General features: G+C 55.7%; 21 protein-coding genes and 1 tRNA gene. 9 read left to right on the forward strand and 13 right to left on the reverse strand.

Translation table 11 applies throughout. From position 1 onward, the window contains the following. Positions 1-2 precede the first annotated feature (2 nt). Complete coding sequence (locus tag RRF56_RS11405; protein WP_317037766.1) at positions 3-602, reverse strand: glutathione S-transferase family protein; 600 nt, start codon at positions 600-602, stop codon at positions 3-5. A 173-nt stretch (positions 603-775) separates the two neighbouring features. Continuing rightward, complete coding sequence (locus RRF56_RS11410; RefSeq protein ID WP_317037767.1) at positions 776-1,693, reverse strand: alpha/beta fold hydrolase; 918 nt, start codon at positions 1,691-1,693, stop codon at positions 776-778. Between the two features lie 107 nt (positions 1,694-1,800). Here RRF56_RS11410 and RRF56_RS11415 point away from each other — a divergent pair, with 107 nt between their 5' ends. After that, positions 1,801-2,358: a TetR/AcrR family transcriptional regulator gene (locus RRF56_RS11415; protein ID WP_317037768.1), complete on the forward strand. Its 558-nt coding sequence runs from the start codon at positions 1,801-1,803 to the stop codon at positions 2,356-2,358. 17 nt (positions 2,359-2,375) lie between these two features. Here the strand turns inward: RRF56_RS11415 and RRF56_RS11420 are convergent, their stop codons facing one another. The 3 genes from RRF56_RS11420 to glgP all read right to left on the reverse strand — a co-directional run bounded on the left by RRF56_RS11420 (position 2,376) and on the right by glgP (position 7,769). After that, positions 2,376-3,974, reverse strand: coding sequence for a hypothetical protein (locus tag RRF56_RS11420; RefSeq protein ID WP_317037769.1), 1,599 nt, complete (start codon positions 3,972-3,974; stop codon positions 2,376-2,378). A gap of 520 nt (positions 3,975-4,494) precedes the next feature. Continuing rightward, on the reverse strand, positions 4,495-5,130 hold the full coding sequence (locus RRF56_RS11425; RefSeq protein WP_317037770.1) for an OsmC family protein: 636 nt from the start codon (positions 5,128-5,130) through the stop codon (positions 4,495-4,497). Positions 5,131-5,150: 20 nt separating this feature from the next. After that, positions 5,151-7,769, reverse strand: coding sequence for an alpha-glucan family phosphorylase (gene glgP, locus RRF56_RS11430; RefSeq protein WP_410510594.1), 2,619 nt, complete (start codon positions 7,767-7,769; stop codon positions 5,151-5,153). 260 nt (positions 7,770-8,029) lie between these two features. Between glgP and RRF56_RS11435 the strand changes: the two genes are divergently transcribed. From RRF56_RS11435 to RRF56_RS11445, 3 genes are all read left to right on the forward strand, one after another. Next, complete coding sequence (locus tag RRF56_RS11435; RefSeq protein ID WP_317037772.1) at positions 8,030-8,167, forward strand: hypothetical protein; 138 nt, start codon at positions 8,030-8,032, stop codon at positions 8,165-8,167. A 139-nt stretch (positions 8,168-8,306) separates the two neighbouring features. Continuing rightward, positions 8,307-8,609, forward strand: coding sequence for a hypothetical protein (locus RRF56_RS11440; protein WP_317037773.1), 303 nt, complete (start codon positions 8,307-8,309; stop codon positions 8,607-8,609). A 272-nt stretch (positions 8,610-8,881) separates the two neighbouring features. Then, complete coding sequence (locus RRF56_RS11445; protein WP_106871268.1) at positions 8,882-9,211, forward strand: RNA recognition motif domain-containing protein; 330 nt, start codon at positions 8,882-8,884, stop codon at positions 9,209-9,211. 131 nt (positions 9,212-9,342) lie between these two features. On the opposite strand, the gene RRF56_RS11450 is transcribed toward RRF56_RS11445, so the two are convergent. The 3 genes from RRF56_RS11450 to RRF56_RS11460 form a co-directional block, all read right to left on the reverse strand. Then, positions 9,343-10,266: a hypothetical protein gene (locus RRF56_RS11450; protein WP_317037774.1), complete on the reverse strand. Its 924-nt coding sequence runs from the start codon at positions 10,264-10,266 to the stop codon at positions 9,343-9,345. A gap of 66 nt (positions 10,267-10,332) precedes the next feature. Beyond that, on the reverse strand, positions 10,333-11,205 hold the full coding sequence (gene ylqF / locus RRF56_RS11455; RefSeq protein WP_317037775.1) for a ribosome biogenesis GTPase YlqF: 873 nt from the start codon (positions 11,203-11,205) through the stop codon (positions 10,333-10,335). Between the two features lie 223 nt (positions 11,206-11,428). Then, on the reverse strand, positions 11,429-11,992 hold the full coding sequence (locus RRF56_RS11460) for a PadR family transcriptional regulator (protein ID WP_317037776.1): 564 nt from the start codon (positions 11,990-11,992) through the stop codon (positions 11,429-11,431). A gap of 184 nt (positions 11,993-12,176) precedes the next feature. Here RRF56_RS11460 and RRF56_RS11465 point away from each other — a divergent pair, with 184 nt between their 5' ends. Then, on the forward strand, positions 12,177-12,833 hold the full coding sequence (locus tag RRF56_RS11465; protein WP_317037777.1) for a Coq4 family protein: 657 nt from the start codon (positions 12,177-12,179) through the stop codon (positions 12,831-12,833). Between the two features lie 158 nt (positions 12,834-12,991). Here the strand turns inward: RRF56_RS11465 and RRF56_RS11470 are convergent, their stop codons facing one another. Then, a complete protein-coding gene (locus tag RRF56_RS11470) occupies positions 12,992-13,396 on the reverse strand; it encodes a universal stress protein (protein WP_317037778.1) in 405 nt (134 codons plus the stop codon). A 183-nt stretch (positions 13,397-13,579) separates the two neighbouring features. Between RRF56_RS11470 and RRF56_RS11475 the strand changes: the two genes are divergently transcribed. Continuing rightward, entirely contained in the window at positions 13,580-14,785 is a 1,206-nt protein-coding gene (locus RRF56_RS11475) for a phosphoglycerate kinase (RefSeq protein ID WP_317037779.1), read from the forward strand. Positions 14,786-14,909: 124 nt separating this feature from the next. On the opposite strand, the gene RRF56_RS11480 is transcribed toward RRF56_RS11475, so the two are convergent. From RRF56_RS11480 to RRF56_RS11490, 3 genes are all read right to left on the reverse strand, one after another. Continuing rightward, the gene (locus RRF56_RS11480) at positions 14,910-16,145 is read right to left on the reverse strand and encodes a hypothetical protein (RefSeq protein WP_317037780.1); all 1,236 of its coding nucleotides are present in this window, start codon (positions 16,143-16,145) and stop codon (positions 14,910-14,912) included. A gap of 231 nt (positions 16,146-16,376) precedes the next feature. Continuing rightward, complete coding sequence (locus RRF56_RS11485) at positions 16,377-17,279, reverse strand: glycosyltransferase (protein ID WP_317037781.1); 903 nt, start codon at positions 17,277-17,279, stop codon at positions 16,377-16,379. Between the two features lie 454 nt (positions 17,280-17,733). Next, a complete protein-coding gene (locus RRF56_RS11490) occupies positions 17,734-18,843 on the reverse strand; it encodes an AI-2E family transporter (protein ID WP_317037782.1) in 1,110 nt (369 codons plus the stop codon). A 127-nt stretch (positions 18,844-18,970) separates the two neighbouring features. Between RRF56_RS11490 and RRF56_RS11495 the strand changes: the two genes are divergently transcribed. Further along, positions 18,971-19,702: a phycocyanobilin:ferredoxin oxidoreductase gene (locus RRF56_RS11495; protein ID WP_317037783.1), complete on the forward strand. Its 732-nt coding sequence runs from the start codon at positions 18,971-18,973 to the stop codon at positions 19,700-19,702. A gap of 200 nt (positions 19,703-19,902) precedes the next feature. Further along, positions 19,903-20,523: a guanylate kinase gene (gene gmk / locus RRF56_RS11500; protein ID WP_317037784.1), complete on the forward strand. Its 621-nt coding sequence runs from the start codon at positions 19,903-19,905 to the stop codon at positions 20,521-20,523. A 377-nt stretch (positions 20,524-20,900) separates the two neighbouring features. On the opposite strand, the gene RRF56_RS11505 is transcribed toward gmk, so the two are convergent. Next, a tRNA-Leu gene (locus tag RRF56_RS11505) sits at positions 20,901-20,982 on the reverse strand. Between the two features lie 262 nt (positions 20,983-21,244). Here RRF56_RS11505 and accC point away from each other — a divergent pair. Then, positions 21,245-22,594, forward strand: coding sequence for an acetyl-CoA carboxylase biotin carboxylase subunit (accC, locus tag RRF56_RS11510; RefSeq protein WP_317037785.1), 1,350 nt, complete (start codon positions 21,245-21,247; stop codon positions 22,592-22,594). Positions 22,595-22,683: the final 89 nt, after the last annotated feature.

Genomic DNA, 22,683 nt, shown 5'->3' on the forward strand with positions numbered 1-22,683 from the left:
GGTTACAGCCCTGCCATCGAGATAAACCCCGGGAGCTGCTTAATCCGCTCAATCCAGGCCAGCAGATGGGGGTAGGCATCGAGATCTAGGTTGCCGTCGCGGGCTAGAGCCACGTAGGGAAACACCGCCACATCGGCGATGGTGGGGCGGTCAAACTCTAGCCACGCTTGGCGACTCAGGTGTTGGTCGAGACTGGTAAGAATGTGAGCGGCCTTGTGGTGCGATCGCTCAATATTGATGTCACCCATCTTAAACAGATGGTAAAGCCTTGCTGCTTCAGGCCCCTGGCGCACTTCGCCAGCGGCCGTCGAGAGCCAGCGCACCACCTGCGCCAGCGGCAGAGCCTCGGTGGGCAGCCAGGCATCACCGCCATACTGACGCGCCAGGTAAACCAAAATAGCCTGGGCATCGGCCAAGACAATGTCGCCATCCACCAGCAAGGGCACCTGGCCAAAGGGGTTGAGGGCGAGAAAATCGGGAGCTTTGTGAGCCCCCTGCATCAGGTCAACCTTGACCCATTCGTAGTCGAGGCCCAACAGCTCTAGAAAAAGACGCACCTTGTAGCTGTTGCCCGAAAGTTCGTGACCGTAGAGCTGAATCATGGTTTGCGTCTCACTTGGTTAAAGGGTTAGTCAAAGGAACTGGGGTGCATCTCGAATTTGCCAATTCATGGCAATGACGGGCAGATCGCCTGTCATTGCTCTGAAACGGGAATCCATTCGAGAGCCATGATGGGCTAGTGGATTACAGGTTCATGAACAAGGCTGGCTAAGGCCTAAGTCTGGGCAAAAAAATCGAGTAGCGCCGTTGAAAACTGGTCTGGGGCATCTTGCTGTATCCAGTGAGATGCACCTGCTATTGGCTGAAATTGGGCACCAGGAATTTCGCGGGCTAGCTGTTGGCCATCCGCTGCTTTTTGCCAGGGGTCATCCATGCCCCACAGCACTAGGGTGGGGGCGGCGATCGCACCATGGCGGTCAACCAACGCCATAGTCTGGTTAGCGTTGAGGGCCGACGCATTGCGCAGCAGGCTTAACTTGCCTTCCTCGCTGGCCCAGGGGGCGATCATGCCAGAGCGAAACTCTGGGGTGAGCCGCTGGGGGTTAGAGAGCCCTGCCGCCAGGCTGTCTTCTAGGGCTTGCACCAGATCGGCCACCGAGCGAGGCTGCCACCGCAGCGGATGGCCAAAGTCGAGCATGTCGTCATCAAAGCGGTCGTAGCAGACTGAGTTAGTAACAACCAGACGGTTCACCACCTGGGGATGCTCAATCGCCAAAATCAGCGCCACCGCCCCGCCCGTGTCGTGGCCTACCACCTCGACCCGCCCTAGGCCCAGGGCCGACAGCAAGGCCACAATCATGTGCGCCTGGGTCTGAAACGATCGATCAAAGCGATCGCGGCGATCGGACCAGCCGTGGCCGAGCAAGTCTGGGGCCAACACCCGATAGCCAGCCGCAACCAGGGGCGGTATGACCCGGTGGTAGAGATAGCCCCAGGTGGGAATACCGTGCATCAACAAAATAGTGCCGCATCGGGCCATGCCTACATCCACATACCGAATGGTGACGGGAATATGGGCGACGGCACCAGCCGGCAATACGATTTCCTGCTGGCTCGCCTTAAACGCTTGCCAAGTGCTCCAATCCTGAGGGGCTAAGGGCAAGTCAGCTTGAGAGGATAAATCATGAGACATCAGAACACACCTCCGCAGAAAGTACCGAACGTTCGGTACACAGCTATTGTACTGATCGTTCGGTATAATGTCAACAGGCGAAACTATTTTCTTGGAGACGCGCGGTAATGCCTAAGCCAACTGTGGCTAAGCAAACCTACGTGCCGCCCCTGCTCGACTTGTTTCGGCAGTACGGCTACGACGGGGTAAGCCTATCAAAAATTGCCCGGGCAACGGGTTTGGGTAAGGCCAGTCTCTACCACCACTTCCCCGGCGGCAAAGACGACATGGTCGAAACGGTGCTCACCACGCTAGATCAATGGCTACAGGAAACATCACTGGATGCTTTAGAGGGCGAAGGAGATGCGCTGGCTCGGCTGACGCGCATGGGCGATCGCATCAGTACCGCCTATAGCCACGGCGAAAAACCCTGCATGCTAGCGGCGCTGATGCTGGGTTCGGCCAAAGACGTCTTTCAGCCCCAGGTGAAAGGGATGCTAGAGCGGTGGATGGGGGCGATCGCCGCCGTTCTCACTGCAGGAGGTATGGAGGGAACCATGGCCCAGGCGCGCAGTGAAGAAGCATTAGTGGCCATTCAGGGAGCGCTGGTTATGGCGCGGGCGTTAGACGATGCGGCGGTGTTTGAGCGCACCATGCAGCGCCTGCCCGAGCAGCTTTGTCGCTAATTGCCCCCGATTTGGTATCAGGCATTTGCCCGCTGCAAGCGAGCAATGAAGCGCAATAGGTTGCTGGCGCTGTGGTTAAAGTAATGTTCGGTAAGCGTATCTTCGCCGCCCCAAATGGGTATCCATCCGCCAATGCGAGTAAAGATGTCATACACAATAAAGCCTGCCACCTTGCCCCGTTTGCCGGTGGCGGAGTACAGCATTTGGCAAGGATAAGCAATATTGCCTATCATTAAGGGAATCATGCCAACAAAAAACGCCAGCCAAGGAATTTCTTTGCCCTTGGCAGTAGCTTGAACCATTCGAAAGCTTGTGTAGACGGTTCTAGAAACAGCCCCACCCAGTAGAATAACTAGCCCCAAGGTCAATTCGTCAATGTACCCTGCCAGATAGATCAGCGGAAATATTCCATACTCCACGATCTTGACGAAGACCTTCATCCCCAAGTGAACACCAAAATCACTGAGGTAATCAGTACCACTCTCTTGATCTAGGCGAGTGAACAAAAGTTCACATTCTTCGGCAGTTAGCTGTTGGCGATCGCGCCAAGCCTCAATGCGATCAGTGACATAATTGTGGGCGATTTGGGTGCGATACCGTCTTGAGAAAATTAGCTTAAATAGATTGCGAGCTAACCTTAAATAGGGAATTTTAAGGATTTTTTTAAGTATAGCTCGGGGCACATCCAGCAGCTTTTGGCTGCCTTTGACAATGAGCTGCTTGATAATGTGAAAAAACCAAAGTACAGGATGCTTCAGATACCGATCTGCCGCCGAGGAACTAATTTTTCCCTGCTGAACTTGAGCGAAAACACCTCGCTGCAAGCGATTGAGCGATCGCCACTGCTGCTGATGGTAGCCCAGCGCCTTGATATCATTCCAAAGCTGCTGATAAGCTTCAGCACCAAAGGTCTTTTCCATCTCAGGACCATGGCCATGGACGTAGCACGACAGAGTTTTAATGTCGGTATCATCAAATAGAAAAGTGCGGTATTGAATACATTTAGGCAAATAAAAGGTAAACAGAGTCAGCACATTTAAGGGAAACAGGGCAGGAACACCCGATTCCATATCAATCCAGACAACGGTGCGATCGCCGGTATCGCCATCGACAATTAAAAAGTTATTCAACGCTACGGGGTTTCCCTTACCGGCTTGCCACACCAGCCCGTCTAGCCCGGCCTCTACTAACCGCTGCTGGAGCGGTTTCATAATTTTGTCGGTGAGTTCTTTCACCTCTCGACTGCGCTCCACATCTAGGGAATGACGCAGGGCGGGGCTACGCCCAGGGATAAAGGCTGCATCCAGTTGATTCTGGCGCAGTTCCCGGTTGCGCTCAGCCCCGATTGCATTGGCAATTTTCAGCTTTTCTCCAAACCAATACTCCACCAAGCGCTCTAAAATTTTGCGGCGATAATAGGCACATTGAAGGACATCTTCATTCCAAATGTAGGGATTGTCGGCACCAAACAAAACGTAGTGAACAGCCGCCGCCAACGTATCCCCGGAAAATACCTTGCGGGCCACCGGTTGATTGTCGATCTCGATTAGAAAGACCTGCCCCGATCGGCCTGCCCCCAAAGATTTTGAATCGGATTGCTGATCTACGTGGGTCATGGAATCAGTTATAAAATCTGGGCCTAGTCTGGCCAGAGCTATCTAAAGCCAAAGTTCTTTAAAGCTAGCGTTTTCTCTATAGCCTACCCGAGTGCAGAGGCATCGCGTGCCCGACAGAATCGCTGTTTCGGCTTAAGGAAAGCACAGTTATAGCCATAGTCACTTGGGTTAGGACATCCAGAAACCCTAGAAACGTTCGAACGTTCTTAGGAGAAATGTCTTAACCGGACTGACTACGGCTATAAAACAACCAAATTCCCAAACCCCATCTTTCAAAAGGCCAACTCGGAGGGGCGCGTAGCATGCACCCTGCCAAATCAGGAGTTAGCAGGCAAAATTTGGTGTTAAGCAGCCGACAAATATCTTCCCCATAGTACTTAATTTGACCGCTAACCGCGTCCCACCCCAGATAGAGGACTGATACCCAAGCCGAATCCCATAACCCCGATTCCAAACCAGTGGCTTGCGTAGGGGCAAACGGTGTTTGACTAGCCCCCAAAAGGGCTTAGCCCCAAAATCGCTAGTCTTTGGCGTACCGCATCGGCTGGCCGTCTACCGAAATTAAGCAATCGAGCCGGATCTCAGTACCATCTTTGAGCCGCAGAAACTCGGCTCTGCCCCTCGTGAAAACATCAACAATTTGGCCCTCAACGGTGACCTCTGCCCCGGCTTCTGTTCGGTAGTGGATGGTGCAGGGGCGGCGACGGGTAGCCAACGCCTCTAGCTCGTCATGAAAGCTACAGCTCACCACCCGGTAGGCAGAGCTGGCTGGCACTAACACCGTTGTAATGTCGGTCGTGCCACTGAGCAAGCGGTGAACCGGGCAGCGATCGCCAATGTCGAGCAGCCGCTGGCGCTGCTCATCGGCCAGATTGCCCTCTAGGGTAAGGTGAGCCACAATCGCCGTTCGGTGCTCAACGGTCTGCGAGGCCACCGTCACCTGAACGCGATCGACCGGCCAGCCCTTGCGCTCGGCGTACATTTTGATAGTGATCGCCTTACAGCTGCCCAGCCCCGCCAACAGCAGCTCGGTGGGGGTTGGCCCCTGGTCGTCGCCGCCCAGATGGGTGGGCTCATCGGCAACGAGCTGAAACTGGCGGATAGTCACGGCTTGGCCGTAGCGCGATCCTTGGGATGAAACCTGAACTGAGGCCATAACCAACCTGTAAACCAGTGCTAGTGAGCGATCGCAGGTGATACAACCCGCGAGACGATCCGCACAGAGTCGGGATCAGCCCAAAGCACCAGTTTGGGGTCGTAGGGGCTGTTGAGGGAGGGGTGCTTGGGCAACATGCGTAGGGAAAGCCCCTGCAAGCCACTGGCGGTGTACTCCAGCTCTAGGGCGTAGATGCTGCGATCGCTCTCGTCTTGCCCCTGGTAAGCCATCGGCAGGGCCATTCCAGCATGAATTTCACCATCGACAGAGACCGTGCCCCGATACAGCTCGACCTGCACATCATCGGGGGTGAGGGCACCCAGACGCAGGGCAGCGGTTACTTTAAAGGGTTGGTTGACCTGGAGATCAGCGGTTTCGGAGATCGCCACTTCTTCAAACCGTGCATCGTACCAGTGGTCGATGAGTCGGGCCTGCCAGACGGCCAGTGCTTTGCCGGGGCCGTAGTCTTGGGAGACTAGGGTATGGGCGCGATCGCTGGCCGCAAAATAGCCCAGGTTGGCGTAGTCTTTCACCATGCGGGCGGTGTTGAACTGGGGCGTGTTGAAGTAGATCGCCTCCTTCATCTTGGCCACCCAGCCCCGGGGAATTTCGTCTTTGTCGCGATCGTAAAACAGCGGCACCACCTCTTTTTCGAGAATGTCGTAGAGGGCATCGGCCTCCACGTCGTCTTGGTAGTCGGGGTCATCGTAGTCTTCGCCGTGGCCAATGGGCCAGCCCGTGCGAATGTAGTCGGCCTCATCCCACCAGCCATCGAGCACGCTGAGGTTGGGCAAGCCGTTCATCGCCGCCTTCATGCCGCTGGTGCCAGAGGCTTCGCGGGGGCGGCGGGGGTTGTTGAGCCACACATCGCAGCCCGCCACCATATCCCGCGACAGGTGAATGTCGTAGTTGGGCACAAACACAATCGAGCGGCTCAAGCCCTGATCGCGGGTGAAGTGGATGATGCTGCGAATTAGTTCTTTGCCGGGAATGTCTTTGGGGTGGGCTTTGCCCGCAATCACAAACTGCACCCGCCGACCGCTGCCGTTGCCGCTGATGATCTGGCGAATGCGCTCTAGATCGTGCAAGAAGAGGGTGGCCCGCTTGTAGGTGGCAAACCGGCGCGCAAAACCAATGGTGAGCACAAAGGGATCGAGGCATTCTTGAGCTTCGGTGAGTTCGCGGGCCGAGCCGCCGCGATCGCGCGTACTCTTGGCCAGGCGATCGCGCACGGTCACCACCAGGTGCGACCGACACTGCTCGTGGTTGCGCCACAGCTCGTCGTCGGGGATGGCATGCACCCGCTCCCACAGCGCCGCGTCGGGGCTAGCCTGAGCCCAGCTAGGGCCAAGGTAGCGATCGTAGAGCGTCTGGGTCGATTTGGCCACACAACTGCGGGCATGTACGCCGTTGGTAATGGCGTAGATCGGCACCTCGCCCTGGGGCAACCCAGTCCACAGTTCGCCAAACATATCTCGCGATACCTCGGCATGGAGCTTGCTCACCCCATTGATAAACGTAGCCGTCTTAATCGCCAGCACCGCCATGCTGAAAGGGGCAGAGAAGTCGCCCGTATCGGTGCGGCCCAGGGCCAGAAACTCGGCATCCCCCAAGCCAAAGCGCTCGCGGTAGTGGCCCAGATAGTGCAACACCTTCTCCGGCGGAAACAGGTCGATACCCGCCGGTACAGGGGTGTGGGTGGTAAACATCTGGCTGGCTTGGGCCACCTGCAGCGCCTCGGCAAAGCTCAGGCTATGTTCATCCATCAGCACCTGCATGCGCTCTAGGGCCATAAAGGCCGAGTGGCCCTCATTCATGTGGTAGGCGGTCGGCGTCAGCCCCAGGGCCTTGAGCATGCGAATGCCGCCAATCCCCAGCATGATCTCCTGGTGAATGCGCATGTCGATATCGCCACCGTAGAGGCGATCGCAAATATCCTGGTCGTACTGGCTGTTGGGTTCGATATTGGTGTCTAACAAATACAGCGGCACCGTGCCCACCTGCACCCGCCATACCCGCGCGTAGACCATGCGATCGGGATACTGCACCTCAATTCTGAGTTCATGGCCCTGGCTGTCGCGCTCCAGGTGCAGGGGCATATTGTAGAAATCGTTGATCGGGTAGCGTTCTTGCTGCCAACCGTCGGCATTTAGATACTGGGCAAAGTAGCCCTCTTGGTAGAGCAGCCCCACCGCCACCAGGGGCAGGCCCAGGTCACTGGCCGACTTGAGGTGGTCGCCCGCCAGCACCCCCAGCCCACCCGAGTACACCGGCATGCAGGTGGTGAGGCCAAATTCCATTGAAAAGTAGGCGTAGCATTCCCCTGGAACAGCGGTTTTGCGGTGCTTTTTATACCAGTCGCGATCGCGCAAATAATCCTCTAACCGCTGGGCGGCGCGATCCATCTGGGCCAAAAAGCCAGCATCTTCGGCAATCTCATTCAGCCGCGCCTGGCTAATCGTGCCCAGCATCAATACCGGATTGTAACGGCTCGACTCCCACAGGTCGCTGTCTAGTCGTTTAAACAAATCCACCATCTCTACATCCCAATCCCAGTGGAGGTTGTAGGCCAGGGTGCGTAGCGCCTCTAGCCGCTGGGGCAGAGCCGGAGTAACGTTAAACGTGCGAATTGGGCGCATAGGAGCAGCAACCATAACGGCGGTTTTATATAGAGCCATTCTGCCGTCAATCGGGCCAGGTGGCCTCGCTTTTAACACTCTCTTTGGCGGAATGGCTGGGTCAAAGGGCGATCGCCGCCCCGTTGACCTGGCCCTAGTCGAGTTCTGCACCAGCGCCAGGTTATGAGATCCCTACCTTGAAGCGTAGCTGAGAGCGATCCGGTGGGGGAATAATAAATAGGTAAGGAGAATTATCTAACCGCTGTATTAAGGACATGACCATGACGCAGGATAGGAACGCCCAAGGGCGCGGCAGTACCCTCGATCCAGACATTCGCCCCGATGTTGAGTTTGATCAGTGGGCGAGAGCCGTACGCCAACAAATGGTCGACGCCCTCAAGCGCCGCGGTAATCGCTAGCCCAGGGGCAAGCAAAGGGCCGGGTTTCAGAGGGCCAACCATTCCCTCAAAACCCCGGCCCAACTCACCGCCTGACTCTTGGTAAACTACGGGGGCATCTGCCCACATAAGCAACCGTACCCCTCAAATTGCCAAACCAGTGGCCCCTAAACAACCAACCGGCAAAAGTAGCGGTAAATCCACAGACGGCCCCCTCTCCACCCCAGCCAGTTCTGGTCGGGGCTTCAAGGTACAGGTGTTTTATCTAGCGGCTAGCAGCAATAACCCCAAGGCCCCCCTCAAAGATGCCCTGTGGTTCGCCACCTACCCCATTATTCCGCGCATTGGTGACTGCGTTTTTAGAGATGGCGTGTACTACCGGGTAGAGCGCGTTTTTTTGTACGAAAATCTAGCGGCTGGATGGTGTGCTGACGTCGAAGTTTCCTTCTACGGCAGACGCTAGCATCGCTCCGATATTGACCTCAGCGATCGCGGCCAAAACCGTGTTACAAATCTTATGAACTGCCCCAGGGCTAAGGCTTGTAGCGACCACCGTCACAGTGCTATACAACGATTAATCTTCAGAAACCTTATGCTAAAGTAGGCGGGTAACATGTTTTGCTTTCGGTAGGCTGGTTAATCACAGTCTGATCTCAGTTTTCGGGTAATCGGTGTGTACCACTCCGAATCGAACTTGTCTACATCACATGTCTAATTTGGATTTGGAGTTGTGCCATGTCGATTTATGTAGGAAACCTCGCCTACAATGCTACGGAAGGAGACATCACCGAAGTCTTCTCCGAGTACGGAGCCGTTAGCCGAGTAACGGTACCCACCGATCGCGAAACCGGGCGTCCTCGCGGTTTTGCTTTCGTAGAGATGGAAAAAGAAGCTGACGAAGACGCGGCCATCGAAGCCCTCGATGGGGCTGAGTGGATGGGTCGTGAACTGCGGGTCAACAAAGCTCGTCCCAAAGAAAAGCGGGCTGGCGGCGGCGGTCCTCGCGGCAACTTTGGCGGCGGCGGCGGCAGAGATGGCGGCAACCGAGAATTTTCTCGCTGGTAACGCTCCGAGCTATTCCCTTATTTAGCAACAGTGGCCGAAGATGTCTATCTTCGGCCACTGTTGTTATAGGCCATGGTCATAGGTCGCAGAATCCCACTTTCTATCGCATCTGCCGCTGCTCTGGTGTCACCCTAACGTTTTACCAGCGGTGATGTTTGCTGCCACACCACGTCTTGAGAACGGTTGAGCCCAAAGAAAGCAAGGCTGCTGACATCGTACAGCCCCATAGAAGCCAACATATCCTGGGTTAGGAGAGACTGAACCTGGCTAGCCGCCTCTTCAGGGTTAATCACCCGCACCGCCAGCCAGGCAATGGAGAGTTGGCTACCCTGAAGGCTGACCTGAGCCGAAACCCCTCGTTCCTTCAAAAGCGCTGCAATTCGCTCTAGGGCTGTGAGCGACTCATCCTGGGAGGCCAAAACAGGAGCTTCCACCAAGCTAGAAGCGGCTTCGGTGGCGGGAGGATGTTCTATATAGTCTTTGAGTTGATAAAAGGCCTGCTTTAGCTGCTCTACATGGGCGCGATCGCCTTCGCGCAAGGCTTGGGCTTTGAGCTTAAAATAAGCACTCTCAACCGATTTCAGCGGATCATTCGGCGCTAATCCCAACAAAGCGTAGGCGTAGGGAATTGTCCCCGGCGTTAATTCAGGTGATGCCGAGGGAGAAGCCGGGGCAGGCTCTTCCGAGGGCTGGGCCTGGGCGGCGGCCTCAGCATCTGGGGCAGCGTTCTCTAGCACTAACGGTCTAACTTCACCGGACGCTGCCCCCAGGGCGATTTCCACTCCCCAGCCTGGCTCTTGGCGATCGGCCTGTTCGCCGTAGAAGTGCAGCACGGTGGTAGGACTTAGCTGCAACCGGTCTAGCCCCCGGCGCACGTAGTTTACGGTGGCGGTTTGAGGGGGGAGGGTTTGGCCGGTGAGCCAGAGCTGTAGGCAATCTCCCTGGCGATCGCCGCGCACTACAATGCCCTTAGCCTGCAAAGCCTGGTTCATGAGCATGGCGATCGCAGCGGCATCGCCACCTTTAGCCTGCTCAAGCAGCGAAATCGGTACCATAGGACACCTCCAAACGACCTTCCTTGGACAAGACTAACCCAATTTTTGTTTGGCGACCCAAAAACGCTATGCTTCCCCCGCCGGAGGCCACTCCAGCACCCATTGACCCAGCATTCCAGTCCGAAAGTCATTGAGAATGCGCTTAGCAGTGCGTTCAGTATTGTCCTGAAATTTTTGGGCCGCCACCTGGGCTACAAAGCTCTCGCCAGTATAGTCATCCAAGGCTACGCCGTAGCGGGCTTGCAAAATGTCTTGGTAGTCACCAGGCGCATTGGTCTGCTGTAACCCTTTGAGCACATCTAAAAAAGCTGCCGCTGTGCGTTGGGTATCGTAGGCGGCTTCGCCAATATCGTCACAGATAGAGAGCTTCAGGGCCGCGTCTTGATCGTCCATGCGGGATGGAATTACCCCTGGAGCATCGAGCAGATCTAGATCACCCGAGATACGAATCCACCGCAGTTGGCGGGTGATACCGGCGCGGCGAGCGCTAGCCACCACCTTGCGGTTCAGCAGGCGGTTAATCAACGCTGACTTACCTACGTTAGGGAAGCCAATCACCACGGCCCGAATGGGGCGGGGTTTCATGCCTCGGGCCTGACGGCGCTGGTTGACGGCATCACCCGCTGTTTGGGCGGCTTTGGCGATCGCCTTCACCCCCTTTCCCTGTTGCCCATCGGTGAAGTAAGGCACTTCTCCCTGCTGCCGAAACCAGGTCTCCCAGGCGGTGCGGGCCTCCGACGAAATCATATCGACCCGGTTGATCACCAGCACTCGAGGTTTGTCGCCCACCCAGACATCAACTTTAGGATGCCGGGTCGATAGGGGAATGCGGGCATCTCGCACCTCTAGCACCACATCCACGCGGTTGAGCTGATCGACTAAGGCCTTTTCTGCCTTGGCGATATGGCCGGGGTACCAGTGAATTTCGGGGGTGGACATGGGTAGGGGAGAGGTAAGTGAGTAGGTCGCAAGGTGCGGGATGGGGAAGATGGGCCTGATACCAAATCCGACCTACAAAACCCCGATTCGTAACCGGTACCGCGTAGGGGCATTGCAGTGCAATGCCCCTACAGATCGGGGATAGACAGATAAAAGTTGGTATGAGTACATTGCCGTGCCACCCACCCATCAATCCTAGGGTGGATAAGGTCAAAAGGCGAGGTTATATTGACGCGCCGCCCTCTTCAACGGGCACATTACCAAGCGTCACCAGCGTTTCGTCGCACCAGGCGAGCCAGCTCGTCTCGTAATAAATACCGTTGCGCAGGGTGATGTATTGAAACTGCGCCGTCAGGGACATGGCTTCGGGATTGGCGAAATAGGTCCGCTCAATGTCTCGATAGGCCTCCAATGTCGCCTGATGCTGAGCACGCTCGTGCTCAAGGGTAGCCGCCATGGTAGCAGGGGGCACCAGGTAGCCCACAAATAGCTTCACCAGCAGGTCGTCTTTGGTCGGCGTGCATTTCGCCGGTTGAGCAATCCACTCTTTAAGGTAGGTCTGGCCCGCTGCGGTCAGGCGATAGAGCTTTTTATCCGGTTTGCCCGCCTGGGCGATCGCTTCAGCGGTCACCAGCCCTTGGTCTTCAAGCTTGGTGAGTTCTCGGTAGATCTGCTGGTGACTGGCGTGCCAGAAGAAGCCCACCGAACCGTCGAACTGCTTGGCCAGATCGTAACCGCTACAGGAGCGATCGGTTAGGGCAGAGAGAATCGCGTGGGAGAGGGCCATGGGGTTAAGTCACAAAACTAAATATACAAGCAGTTGACTATGCACAAAGGTGCACATAGGATGAAATTATTAAATGCACTAAGTTGCATATTCACTCAGTTGCATTTCCATTGTGCCAGCTTTGGGTGGCTGCCCCTGTCCGCGATCGCATTTGTTCACGTCCTTTTCTGACTGGAGAAACATCATGATCAGCCGCATTCGGCCCTGCGCCAAGCCGCGTCAGCGACTGCCCCTGAACGGCATCAACTGGCCAGAACTCAGGGCGGCCTATCGCACCTTTTTGGGCAACCCTGCCGCAGGTATTCTGCATATTCTCGCTGCCGGACGCCACAGCCAGTGGCAGCGCTGGGTTGAAAACCGCCTAGAGCGGCAGGCCGCTCATCTAGCCCATCGCCCGATTGCCGTCGATCTCGATACCCTGGTGCAGCTTCCCCCTGATACCCTGGGCGGAGCCTATGCCCGCCACATGCTCCGCTACGGGTTTAATCCGCAAGTCTTTACGACCGATGCGGCCCCTGGCGAAGGGCTGCGCCAGCGCACCGCCATCAGCCACGATATCTATCACATCTACACTGGCTTCGATGCCTCACCGATAGGTGAGTTTGGCGTGGCAGCCTACACGTTGGTACAGTATCGCGATCTGCTGAATGTGTTTGTGCTGTCGTTTGTGCCCCTCAGCCTGACCAACCCGTTGTGGACGGTGCCGCTGCTGCGAGCGCTGGGGCGCGGTTTTCGCATGGGAATGAAGGGCAGGGCTGCGATCGCCTACCCACCCGAACTTAACTGGGAGAAGCCATTGGCGATCGTTCGTCAGGAACTGGGGCTGGGGGAATTTTTCTAAAGTCTATGCCCACCCTACGGGCTACTTTTGAAGGCTGCGACGATAAATGGGGCAGGGTGATCTGAGTGAGGCTGGAGATTTTGGTGGGCAGTGCCCACCCTACCCGCGCCCCATGTACTCACCCACTCATCCACCCACCTACCCATCCATCTCTTTCCCTAGGGAATAATCAGCACGGGGCAGGGCGACAGGTTAATCACCCGCATGGTCACGCTCTCATTCTGCACGTCTTCGATCAGACCTACGCCCCGACAACCCATGACAATCAGGTCAGCGTTGAGTTCATCGGCCACATCGCAGATCACAAAGGCGGGCTGTCCTTCCCGCTCAACCACTTCAGTATCAATACTTTGGGCCGCAAACAGGGCCTTGGCCTGCCCCAGCAGCTTAGCCACGGCCTCGGGAGATGACTGGGCCGAAGGCTGACTCGCCTCGTCGCGAGGCTCTACCACCGACAGCAAAACTAGCCGACTCCGGTGAGTGTTGACCAGTTCGGCCACCTTAGGAGCCGCCTGCTGCGCCTCAGAACTCATATCGATGGGAAATAAAACCGTCTTGAACATGGCGTATCGAAGGGAACTCACACTCCGGTAAAATGAGGTCGGCCTTAGGTAATTATTACGACAGACAGAGTCGCTGGGCCGTTTCCCCAAATCTACCTTAGTCAAGGTTGGGGCCGCTGCCATCGGTGCGCTGCATAACGTAATAAATACAGAGACTTAAACCAGTTTTAGGAGGTATATACAGTGGTTAAAAAATCGGTGGCGAGCCTGACGGCAGCCGACCTTTCGGGGAAGCGGGTATTGGTGCGGGCTGACTTCAACGTGCCCCTTGACGACCAGGGTGCCATTACCGACGACACCCGGATCCGGGCTGCCCTGCCCACCATTCAAGACCTGACTGGTAAAGGGGCCAAGGTCATTCTCACCAGCCACTTTGGCCGGCCTAAGGCCCAGGTGGTCGAGAGCATGCGCCTGACGCCTGTAGCCCAGCGCCTCAGCGAGTTGCTTGGCCAAGAGGTGATCAAGTGCGACGACTGCATTGGTGATGAGGTCGCCGCTGCCGTGGGTGCAATGGAAAATGGCCAGGTGGCTCTGCTCGAAAACGTGCGGTTCTACGCCGGTGAAGAGGCCAACGACCCCGAATTTGCCAAGGCTCTAGCCGCCAACGCCGATCTGTATGTCAACGATGCCTTTGGCACGGCTCACCGCGCCCACGCCTCTACCGAGGGGGTGACCAAATACCTCAGCCCCTCCGTGGCGGGCTACCTGATTGAGAAAGAGCTTCAGTATCTACAGGCGGCGATCGAGAATCCCCAGAAGCCCCTAGCGGCGATCATCGGCGGCTCTAAGGTCTCTAGCAAAATTGGCGTGATCGAGACCCTGCTCGACAAAGTTGACAAACTGCTGATCGGCGGCGGCATGATCTTCACCTTCTACAAGGCACGCGGTCTAGCGGTGGGCAAGTCACTGGTGGAAGAAGACAAGCTGGAGTTGGCCAAGTCGCTCGAAGCCAAGGCCAAGGAAAAAGGCGTTGACCTGCTGCTGCCCACCGATGTGGTGCTAGCTGACAACTTTGCCCCCGACGCCAACAGCCAAACCGTCAGCGTCGAAGCGATCCCTGACGGCTGGATGGGCCTCGACATTGGCCCCGACTCGATCAAGGTGTTCCAAGATGCGCTGAAGCAGTGCAAGTCGGTGATTTGGAACGGCCCCATGGGCGTATTTGAGTTTGACAAGTTTGCAGCCGGTACCGAGGCGATCGCCCACACCCTGGCCGATCTCACTGGTCAGGGCGTCACCACCATCATTGGCGGCGGCGACTCGGTGGCAGCAGTCGAGAAAGTGGGCGTGGCTGAGAAAATGAGCCACATTTCTACTGGCGGCGGCGCTAGCCTAGAGCTGCTCGAAGGCAAGGAGCTACCCGGCATCGCTGCTCTAGATGAAGCCTAGAGCCAGCGGGACGCTGAATCGATTCGGGTAGGAATACTGTCTCTACCCGGTGCTTCACCCAATTCAAGGCCAAGCCAAGCTGTGAAAGTTTTCCAGTGGAAAACCTTTACAGCTTGGCTTTGGTTTAGATTGGCTCGGTAAAAGATGGATTTTGGGGAGCTGGATCTGAGCCTTTCTGCCCCCAGAACAGCAAAAAGTGATCTACCTGATCAATGGATTTTAAATACCAAAACACTACCACCATCGGCAATACGTAGCGATCCCAGGGATGAGCTTTGACCATAATGACAGCGTTGAACAGGATCAAAAGGCCCGTTAAATTGGGCCTGGCGAACCGCACACAGGTCAGCAGAGACAGGATGTAGTAAAACCCCCAGCTTAGGACGCTATAAGGTAGCATTTCTGCCAGTTTCTTGACATTGCCGCTGGCCAATTCTTGGGGTGGAAAGACCAGCATAAATAATAGTAGGCCCAAGGCAAGGATGCCAACTCTATACTTTTGCTGATCCCATTGATGACTTAAAGCGCGCAGGTGAGCGCGGGGATTGAACAAGATAAATTCTGGAATAACAATATAAAGACCGATGAAGGAGAGGTAGTGAATTGCTCCCCCTAGCTCTACTCCCCAGATAGTTTGTTGCACATCAGGGGCAGACCTGATCTCCAAAGCCATTTCGGGGGCCAGCCCCTGGAAGAGATAAAACCAGAAAAATAGGGAACAAGACGCCACTAAGGGCAAAATCCAGTGCCTTTGGGCAGGCCAATCAATGCGATTAGTCTGCCTTACTCTAGAGGTGGCCCTGATCAATTCGTAGGTTGCGATCGCCGCTGGAAAGGCAACCATATATTGCCGAGTCGCAATCGCCAAAATAAAGGCTAAACAGCTCCAGCCAGACCGATTGCGAACATAGCCCATCGTACCCAGTAGAACCCAAAAGCAGGCGAGCATCTCGGTGTAAAGTCGCCCGCTTAGCCATAGATAGTAGGGACAGAGGAAGAGACCAATCAGGCATACAATGGCTCGCCCACCTTTGTCTTTAGTCGGCCAACCAATGATAAATACCATCGCGATCGATAGCACCAGGTTGAATAACCGACCAGCCCAGATTCCTTGACCGAACAAGTATTCTAATAAACCGAAAAGTATAAAGGGTAACGGAGTATTAAGCTCCTTATAATCCCTCAGATCACTCAAGCTAGGCAGAAGGCGATCGCTAAAAGATAGGCTGGTGTCCCAGAAGGTTTCTTCATCCCACCAGTAAGGCCCTCTGAGCCCATCTAGCCAGGCTATTAGAGCTAAATAGAGGACCGTGATACTAAGCAAAAATAAGAATTTTTGTTGAGTATGAGTGAGTTGCATGGCTGTAGAACTCGGCTAATCTTAGGGAAGTACAAATATGCGATATGCGAAATACAAATGCCCCTGATACCGAAGCTAGGTAGAAGGTATAGACGTTGGGGTAACAGGCCGTTGCTGACAATATTTTTGAGAAGCAGTAAAGTTTAAGTTCTGGGAAGCAGTCTGTCGATAGATAGCCATAAAACAGGTACGCAATTTTTTCTACAGGTCAACACTGGTCTAAACCAGTTTTTAATCTCGACAGGCCGTGCCGCCCAGTTTTAACCTCACAATTTCAACCGCGCTAACATAGCGCACTAGCACCATCACTAACGTCACTTTCAGCTTTTGCCCTAGGCCCTGCAACCGGCGGTCAAACAGAGCATTCACCGCAAAGGCAACCGGCGGTATCAAGTTTTGCCCTAGCGCCTTGAGAAACACTACCTGGCGCTGCCCCAGGGTTTCAGCCTGCCTGAGATGAAGGGCGTAGCGTCCCCCGGTCAGACGCTGCGTCCGTTTAATTAGCTCTCTAAACGACGATCGGGTGGGGTGCAGCACCACCGCTGCCTCGGCATAGCACTGGGGATACCCCTGGCTATACACCCGCTGCCCCCATTCCAGATCTCCGTGGGACTTGAGCTGTGCGTTAAACAGACCCACCCGGTCAAACACACATCGCCAGGTCAACATATTGGCTGTAGCCCCGCCATGAAACTGTTGCAGCAGCAGTTCTTGGGGAAACGCTGTAATACTTTCGTATAAATCCACTGGGGTTAGGTAGGCGGGGTTGGCAAAAAACACCTCTACTCTGCCCACCACCTGACCAGGCTGGGGCATGTGCTGCAACTGTTCTACCCCACGCTGGAGCCAATCGTCAGCCGGAATACAATCGGCATCGGTAAACGCAATCACGTCGCCCACCGCTACCGCCAACCCCCGGTTTCGAGCCGCGTAGGATCCGGGTGTGGCTTCAAAAGCTAGGGTGGCGTTGCGGTAAGGGGCGATCGCAGCCTTGACCCCATCGACCTGATCAGAGCCATTATCGACCACAACAATTTCGTAACGAGTCACCGGATAGGTTTGACGGGCCAGAGCCGCCAGACAATCTTTCAGCCGATCGCCGTCGTTAAACACCGGAATAACGACCGACACCATGGGATTCAACGTATCATCCACTCTGCTCACTGGACGCAACCTCAGGCAACCATACAGTTTTCATAGTACGACCGCTCCACATTCACATCCCTTAGGCCGGCCCCCAGGCAAACAGTACCTGCACCCCGAGATTTCTGTCACCTGCCATGAGCCGTCGCGATCGCCGTCGGCCACCACAAGCATTTCATCCGACAGGCAGGCACTATGAGCCAATGGATGTTCCGATTTCATAGGTCACGTGCAGTTACTTACAAACTGTAGGCAGTCAGCAGAAGTAATGACTAGCAATGGCTCGGGATTTTCACAGGAAATTTATGAAGCCCGCGCCCAGTCACCGTGAGCAGTACGGGCCTGAGCTAGCGTAGAACTGACGCCAAACAGGATGAGATTCTAAACCTTTAACTGTCCCGTCGCCTGCCCTGGAAAGCAGCGGTACCTGTGGCTCAAGCCGCCCTCAGGATTCACTCTGCGATAACTCATAATCTGGGGGCATTACCGTCTCAGTCTCAACATCAAGGCTGAGCTGATAGTCGGTCGGTTTATCTAACACATCAACAATCCAAGCTTCTTCAATCCAGGTTTTGCAGACTACAGCCAGAGGCAGGGCCAGCACTAGCCCCAGTGGCCCTAGAAACGTGGCAAAAAAGATCTGAGAAATCAGCGTAGCAGCAGGCAACAGCGCCACCTGCTTCTGCATCACCATGGGCGCAAACCAGTAGCTCTCTACGTTTTGAATCAACACGTAGAGCACAATTACCGCCAAGGCCGTGCCCGGCGACTGCAATAGCGCCACAAACACCGGAAACACCGCACTCAGGGCCGGCCCCAGGTTAGGAATGAAGTTAAACAACCCCGCCAGCACAGCATGGGCAAAGGCGTAGGGCACCTTCAGCAAAACCAGCCCAGTAAAGCTAATCATCGCCACAAACATCGAGTTTAAGGCAACTCCCCCCAGCCAAAACATCAGCGATCGTTCGCACTTAGTCAAAATTTCGTCGGCCCGACGGCGGTAGCTCGATGGAAACATCCTCAGCAGCAACTGTCGGTAGGCCGTGGGGTTGGCCAGCATCATCAGGGTGAGCACCAGCAGCAGCAACAGCTGCAATAAAATGGCCACCGAGCTTGAAAAGAAAGTTAGAAAATTGCCAAATACCGTAGAGCCAATCGACGTGGCCTGACGCAGTAGGTCGGGCAGGGCCGGCAACAGCCGCAAATCTTGATCGGGAAACCAATCGGGGGGGCTGGCTTGAAACGCGTCGAACCATTCTCCTAGGCGGTCAAACCCTTTGGGGGTCAACAGCAGCAGTTGCTGAAACTGACTGACAAACAGCGGCAGCACCAACCCCAGAAAGATGACTCCCCCTAAAAGCACCAAGGCCGCCGTAACCAACACCGATCGCTGCCGAGGCCAGCCATAGACCCGTGAGAAAAATCGCACTAGGCTATTGAGGGCAATGGTAATCACCACCGCCGCAAAAATTAGCAACACAATCTGGCGAAATTGCCACAGGATAACGAGGGCAATGCCCAGGGCAGCCAGGTTGAGCCAGTCGGTTAGCTTCACAGCGGTGACACCTTAAAAACAGTTGATTACCCTTACAACAAATTGTAGCCGGGTGAACCCTAGAGAAGTCTAGTACGCCCGCTGAGGCTGGTATGCTGGGAGTCTAATTTTTATTACTTTGGGTGTCATGGCAACCCCAGTTCCTACCTCCCTCCGCGAGCAGCAACACCCGATGATTCGGGGTCTTGCCGATCGGATCGAAGCTACTTGGCAACAGTACCTAGACCTGTCGCCCTACAGCCTGCCAGACGACCTGGGCTACATTGAGGGTCGCCTAGAGGGCGAACGCCTCACCATTGAGAACCAGTGCTACCAGACCCCCCAGTTTCGCAAGCTGCACCTAGAACTGGCGCGGGTAGGAGCTAACCTCGACATTCTGCACTGTGTGATGTTTCCCCGCCCCGAGTACGACTTACCCATGTTTGGCTGCGACCTGGTGGGGGGACGCGGGCAAATTAGCGCGGCCATTATTGACCTGTCGCCGGTAACAGGAGCACTGCCCGAGGGCTATAGTGAGGCCCTAGAGGCTTTGCCATCCCAGAGCTTTGCCGAAGAACGCGATCTACCCGGTTGGGGAACGATATTTTCGCCTTACTGCCGGTTTATTCGCCCCACCAGCCCTGAAGAGGAGGAGGCCTTTGTAGGGCTGATTGTTACCTACCTAGCGCTGCACTGCCAACAGGCGATCGCCACCCCGGCTACCCCAGGCCAGAGAGAGCACATTCTGGCGGGCCAGCGCCACTACTGCGAACAACAGCAAAAAAACGATAAAACCCGCCGGGTGCTCGAAAAAGCCTTTGGCCAAGCCTGGGCCGATCGCTACATGACCACGGTGCTATTTGACCTCGCCGAGGCTTAAGGCCTAGTACGTGACCAAACTGAGGGAGTCAGGTTCCAGGTTTCAGGTCTGCCATGAACCTGAAACCTGAAACCTGTCACCTTTGACTTGGCAGACTACTCGTTGGTTAGTGCTTAAGCGTAGATTCTGTGGCACAGGTGGAGTAGGCGTGTAGGGTTAATTAGAATAGAGAATCTTTGTTGTACACCTGCGCCGCCGCCATGACCGTCAGTTCTCCTACCCCGCTAGACACGCTTACCCTCGACACTGAGGCTGAGCTGGCCTCACCTCGCCTCGGCCGCGTGATCGTGTTTACCGGCCCTAGTGGAGTGGGCAAGGGTACGCTGCTACAGGCCCTGCGCCATCGCTACCCGGCCCTCAAGCTGTCGGTGTCGGCTACCACGCGATCGCCCCGCCCCGGCGAAGTCGATGGCCAAGACTACTTTTTTGTTAGCCGCGACGCCTTTAAGTCGATGGTTGAGCAGGGCGAACTGCTCGAATGGGCTGAGTTTGCTGGCAACCTCTACGGCACCCCTAAGACCCCCGTGCTCAGAGACATCGAAGCCGGGTATTGGGTGATTTTAGAAATTGAACTAGAGGGAGCCCGCCAGGTGCGAGAAACCTTCCCCCACGCGCTTCAGTTGTTTGTCTTGCCCCCTTCGCTGGAAGAGCTAGAAAGCCGCATTCGTCTGCGGGGTAAAGATGCCGACGATGCGATCGCACGACGACTCCAGCGTGCCCGAGTCGAAATTGACGCCGCCGCCGAGTTTGACCGGCAGATTGTCAACGACGATTTAGACGTCGCCCTTCAACAACTCGAAACCGCCATCTTTACCGATTGAGCGTGAAGGAATCTTTCTGTGGGCAGAGCATTCTATAAATCACCCTCGCGATCGGCCCTTACTGATTTATAGCTGTAGCCAGTCCGGTTAAGACATTTTCCCTAAGGCGATTTCTGGACAACTTTCTCCCTAATGGTGGGCAGTGCCCAACCTACGGTGGCTACAGTCGCCAGATACAGCGGGGATCTGCTTTTCTAGAAATCTCCTAAGAACGTTTCTAAGGTTTCTGGATGTCCTAACCCAAGTGACTACGGCTATAAATCCTTTTGCAAAGAACCAGACGCCTCAACGGCGTCTGGTTCTTTGCTATTCACCAACCCAAGACAAGGACCAACTTGCCTAAAGGCCATTAACTCGATCTAGCCGACTTAAAACAATGCGGATGGCGAGACTCGAACTCGCACAGCGTAAGCCACACGCCCCTCAAGCGTGCGTGTCTACCAATTCCACCACATCCGCTGGTGTGTTCTGAACCGTACTAACATTAGGCGCAGCTGAGGGAAGCTCACCGTCATGCACAAGCTCAGATATATAAGAGTAAACCATAATGGTGCAATTGTCAGAACCAACTCGGCAATATTTATCACTCCACCACCGTGATACGATCAGCAACCGTCGTATGATGCTGGTTATGGTCGGTTGCGGCAGTGGGCTGGGGTTGCTTAGCTAGACTGCTAAACCCCAAACCCCTCAATGGTCTGTTGCTATTTGCCCTACGTACATGCGCTTTTCTAAGATTTTGATTGCTAACCGGGGAGAAATTGCGCTGCGCATCCTCCGTACCTGCGAAGAAATGGGCATAGCCACCGTTGCGGTTCACTCCACCGTCGATCGTCACGCCCTCCACGTGCAGTTGGCCGACGAAGCGGTGTGCATTGGCGAAGCCCCCAGCCAAAAAAGCTACCTCAACATTCCCAATATCATCGCCGCCGCGCTCACCCGCAACGCCAGCGCCATTCACCCCGGCTACGGGTTCTTAGCTGAAAACGCCCGCTTTGCCGAGATCTGTGCCGACCACCAGATCGTCTTTGTCGGCCCCTCCCCCGACTCGATTCGGAGAATGGGTGACAAATCGACGGCGAAAGACACGATGCAGAAGGTGGGCGTGCCCACAGTGCCCGGTAGCGGCGGCCTGCTCAACGACGAGACCGAAGCCTATAAGGTGGCCAGCGAAATCGGCTACCCCGTGATGATCAAAGCCACCGCCGGGGGCGGCGGACGCGGCATGCGTCTGGTCAACAGCGAGGTCGAGCTAATCAAAGCCTTTATGGCGGCCCAGGGCGAGGCCCAGGCCGCCTTTGGCAACGGTGGCGTCTACATGGAGAAGTTTATCGATCGCCCCCGCCATATCGAGTTTCAGATCTTGGCCGACAGCCACGGTAACGTGGTGCACCTGGGCGAGCGCGACTGCTCGATTCAGCGCCGCCACCAAAAGCTTTTAGAGGAAGCTCCCAGCCCCCGGCTGACCGCAGAGCAACGGGAGAAAATGGGCGCGGCAGCGGTGCTGGCGGCCCAGTCCATTAACTACGTAGGCGCAGGCACCGTAGAGTTTCTGGTCGATGGCCAGGGCAACTTCTACTTCATGGAGATGAACACTCGCATTCAGGTCGAGCACCCGGTCACCGAAATGATCACCGGTATCGACCTGATTGCGGCCCAGCTGCTCATTGCCCAGGGCGAAAAGCTGCCCTTTACCCAGTCTGAGATTCAAATTCGTGGTCACGCCATTGAGTGCCGCATCAACGCCGAAGACCCCGATCACAACTTTCGCCCCAACCCTGGCCGCATTAGCGGCTACCTAGCCCCCGGCGGCATGGGCGTGCGAATGGATTCCCACGTCTATACCGACTACGAAATTCCGCCCTACTACGACTCGCTGGTGGGCAAGCTGATTGTCTGGGGGCCAGACCGCCCTACCGCCATTCGCCGCATGCGCCGCGCCCTGCGGGAGTGCGCTATCACCGGGTTGCCCACCACCATTGGCTTTCACCAAAAGGTGTTAGAAAACGCCAACTTTCTCAGCGGCGATGTCTACACCAACTTTGTCGCTGAGATGATGGCGACGCCCTGAAAACCGCCATCCTAGTTGGCGGTCAGGCAAAGGGGATAGGTGAGGAACGAGTTATGGGCTATCAGGCATCAGGTCTACCTTGAACCCGA

The organism is Nodosilinea sp. E11, assembly GCF_032813545.1.
GTDB lineage: Bacteria > Cyanobacteriota > Cyanobacteriia > Phormidesmidales > Phormidesmidaceae > Nodosilinea.

What these genes read in the sequence shown, in the direction of transcription:
- RRF56_RS11445 (WP_106871268.1), top strand. Translation starts at nt 8,882, where the DNA reads ATGTCGATTTATGTAGGAAACCTCGCCTACAATGCTACGGAAGGAGAC.
- gmk (WP_317037784.1), top strand. Translation starts at nt 19,903, where the DNA reads ATGACCGTCAGTTCTCCTACCCCGCTAGACACGCTTACCCTCGACACT.
- glgP (WP_410510594.1), bottom strand. Translation starts at nt 7,769, where the DNA reads ATGCGCCCAATTCGCACGTTTAACGTTACTCCGGCTCTGCCCCAGCGG.
- RRF56_RS11480 (WP_317037780.1), bottom strand. Translation starts at nt 16,145, where the DNA reads ATGCAACTCACTCATACTCAACAAAAATTCTTATTTTTGCTTAGTATC.
- accC (WP_317037785.1), top strand. Translation starts at nt 21,245, where the DNA reads ATGCGCTTTTCTAAGATTTTGATTGCTAACCGGGGAGAAATTGCGCTG.
- RRF56_RS11435 (WP_317037772.1), top strand. Translation starts at nt 8,030, where the DNA reads ATGACGCAGGATAGGAACGCCCAAGGGCGCGGCAGTACCCTCGATCCA.
- RRF56_RS11420 (WP_317037769.1), bottom strand. Translation starts at nt 3,974, where the DNA reads ATGACCCACGTAGATCAGCAATCCGATTCAAAATCTTTGGGGGCAGGC.
- RRF56_RS11470 (WP_317037778.1), bottom strand. Translation starts at nt 13,396, where the DNA reads ATGTTCAAGACGGTTTTATTTCCCATCGATATGAGTTCTGAGGCGCAG.
- RRF56_RS11425 (WP_317037770.1), bottom strand. Translation starts at nt 5,130, where the DNA reads ATGGCCTCAGTTCAGGTTTCATCCCAAGGATCGCGCTACGGCCAAGCC.
- RRF56_RS11450 (WP_317037774.1), bottom strand. Translation starts at nt 10,266, where the DNA reads ATGGTACCGATTTCGCTGCTTGAGCAGGCTAAAGGTGGCGATGCCGCT.
- RRF56_RS11460 (WP_317037776.1), bottom strand. Translation starts at nt 11,992, where the DNA reads ATGGCCCTCTCCCACGCGATTCTCTCTGCCCTAACCGATCGCTCCTGT.
- RRF56_RS11465 (WP_317037777.1), top strand. Translation starts at nt 12,177, where the DNA reads ATGATCAGCCGCATTCGGCCCTGCGCCAAGCCGCGTCAGCGACTGCCC.
- ylqF (WP_317037775.1), bottom strand. Translation starts at nt 11,205, where the DNA reads ATGTCCACCCCCGAAATTCACTGGTACCCCGGCCATATCGCCAAGGCA.
- RRF56_RS11485 (WP_317037781.1), bottom strand. Translation starts at nt 17,279, where the DNA reads ATGGTGTCGGTCGTTATTCCGGTGTTTAACGACGGCGATCGGCTGAAA.
- RRF56_RS11405 (WP_317037766.1), bottom strand. Translation starts at nt 602, where the DNA reads ATGATTCAGCTCTACGGTCACGAACTTTCGGGCAACAGCTACAAGGTG.
- RRF56_RS11495 (WP_317037783.1), top strand. Translation starts at nt 18,971, where the DNA reads ATGGCAACCCCAGTTCCTACCTCCCTCCGCGAGCAGCAACACCCGATG.
- RRF56_RS11415 (WP_317037768.1), top strand. Translation starts at nt 1,801, where the DNA reads ATGCCTAAGCCAACTGTGGCTAAGCAAACCTACGTGCCGCCCCTGCTC.
- RRF56_RS11410 (WP_317037767.1), bottom strand. Translation starts at nt 1,693, where the DNA reads ATGTCTCATGATTTATCCTCTCAAGCTGACTTGCCCTTAGCCCCTCAG.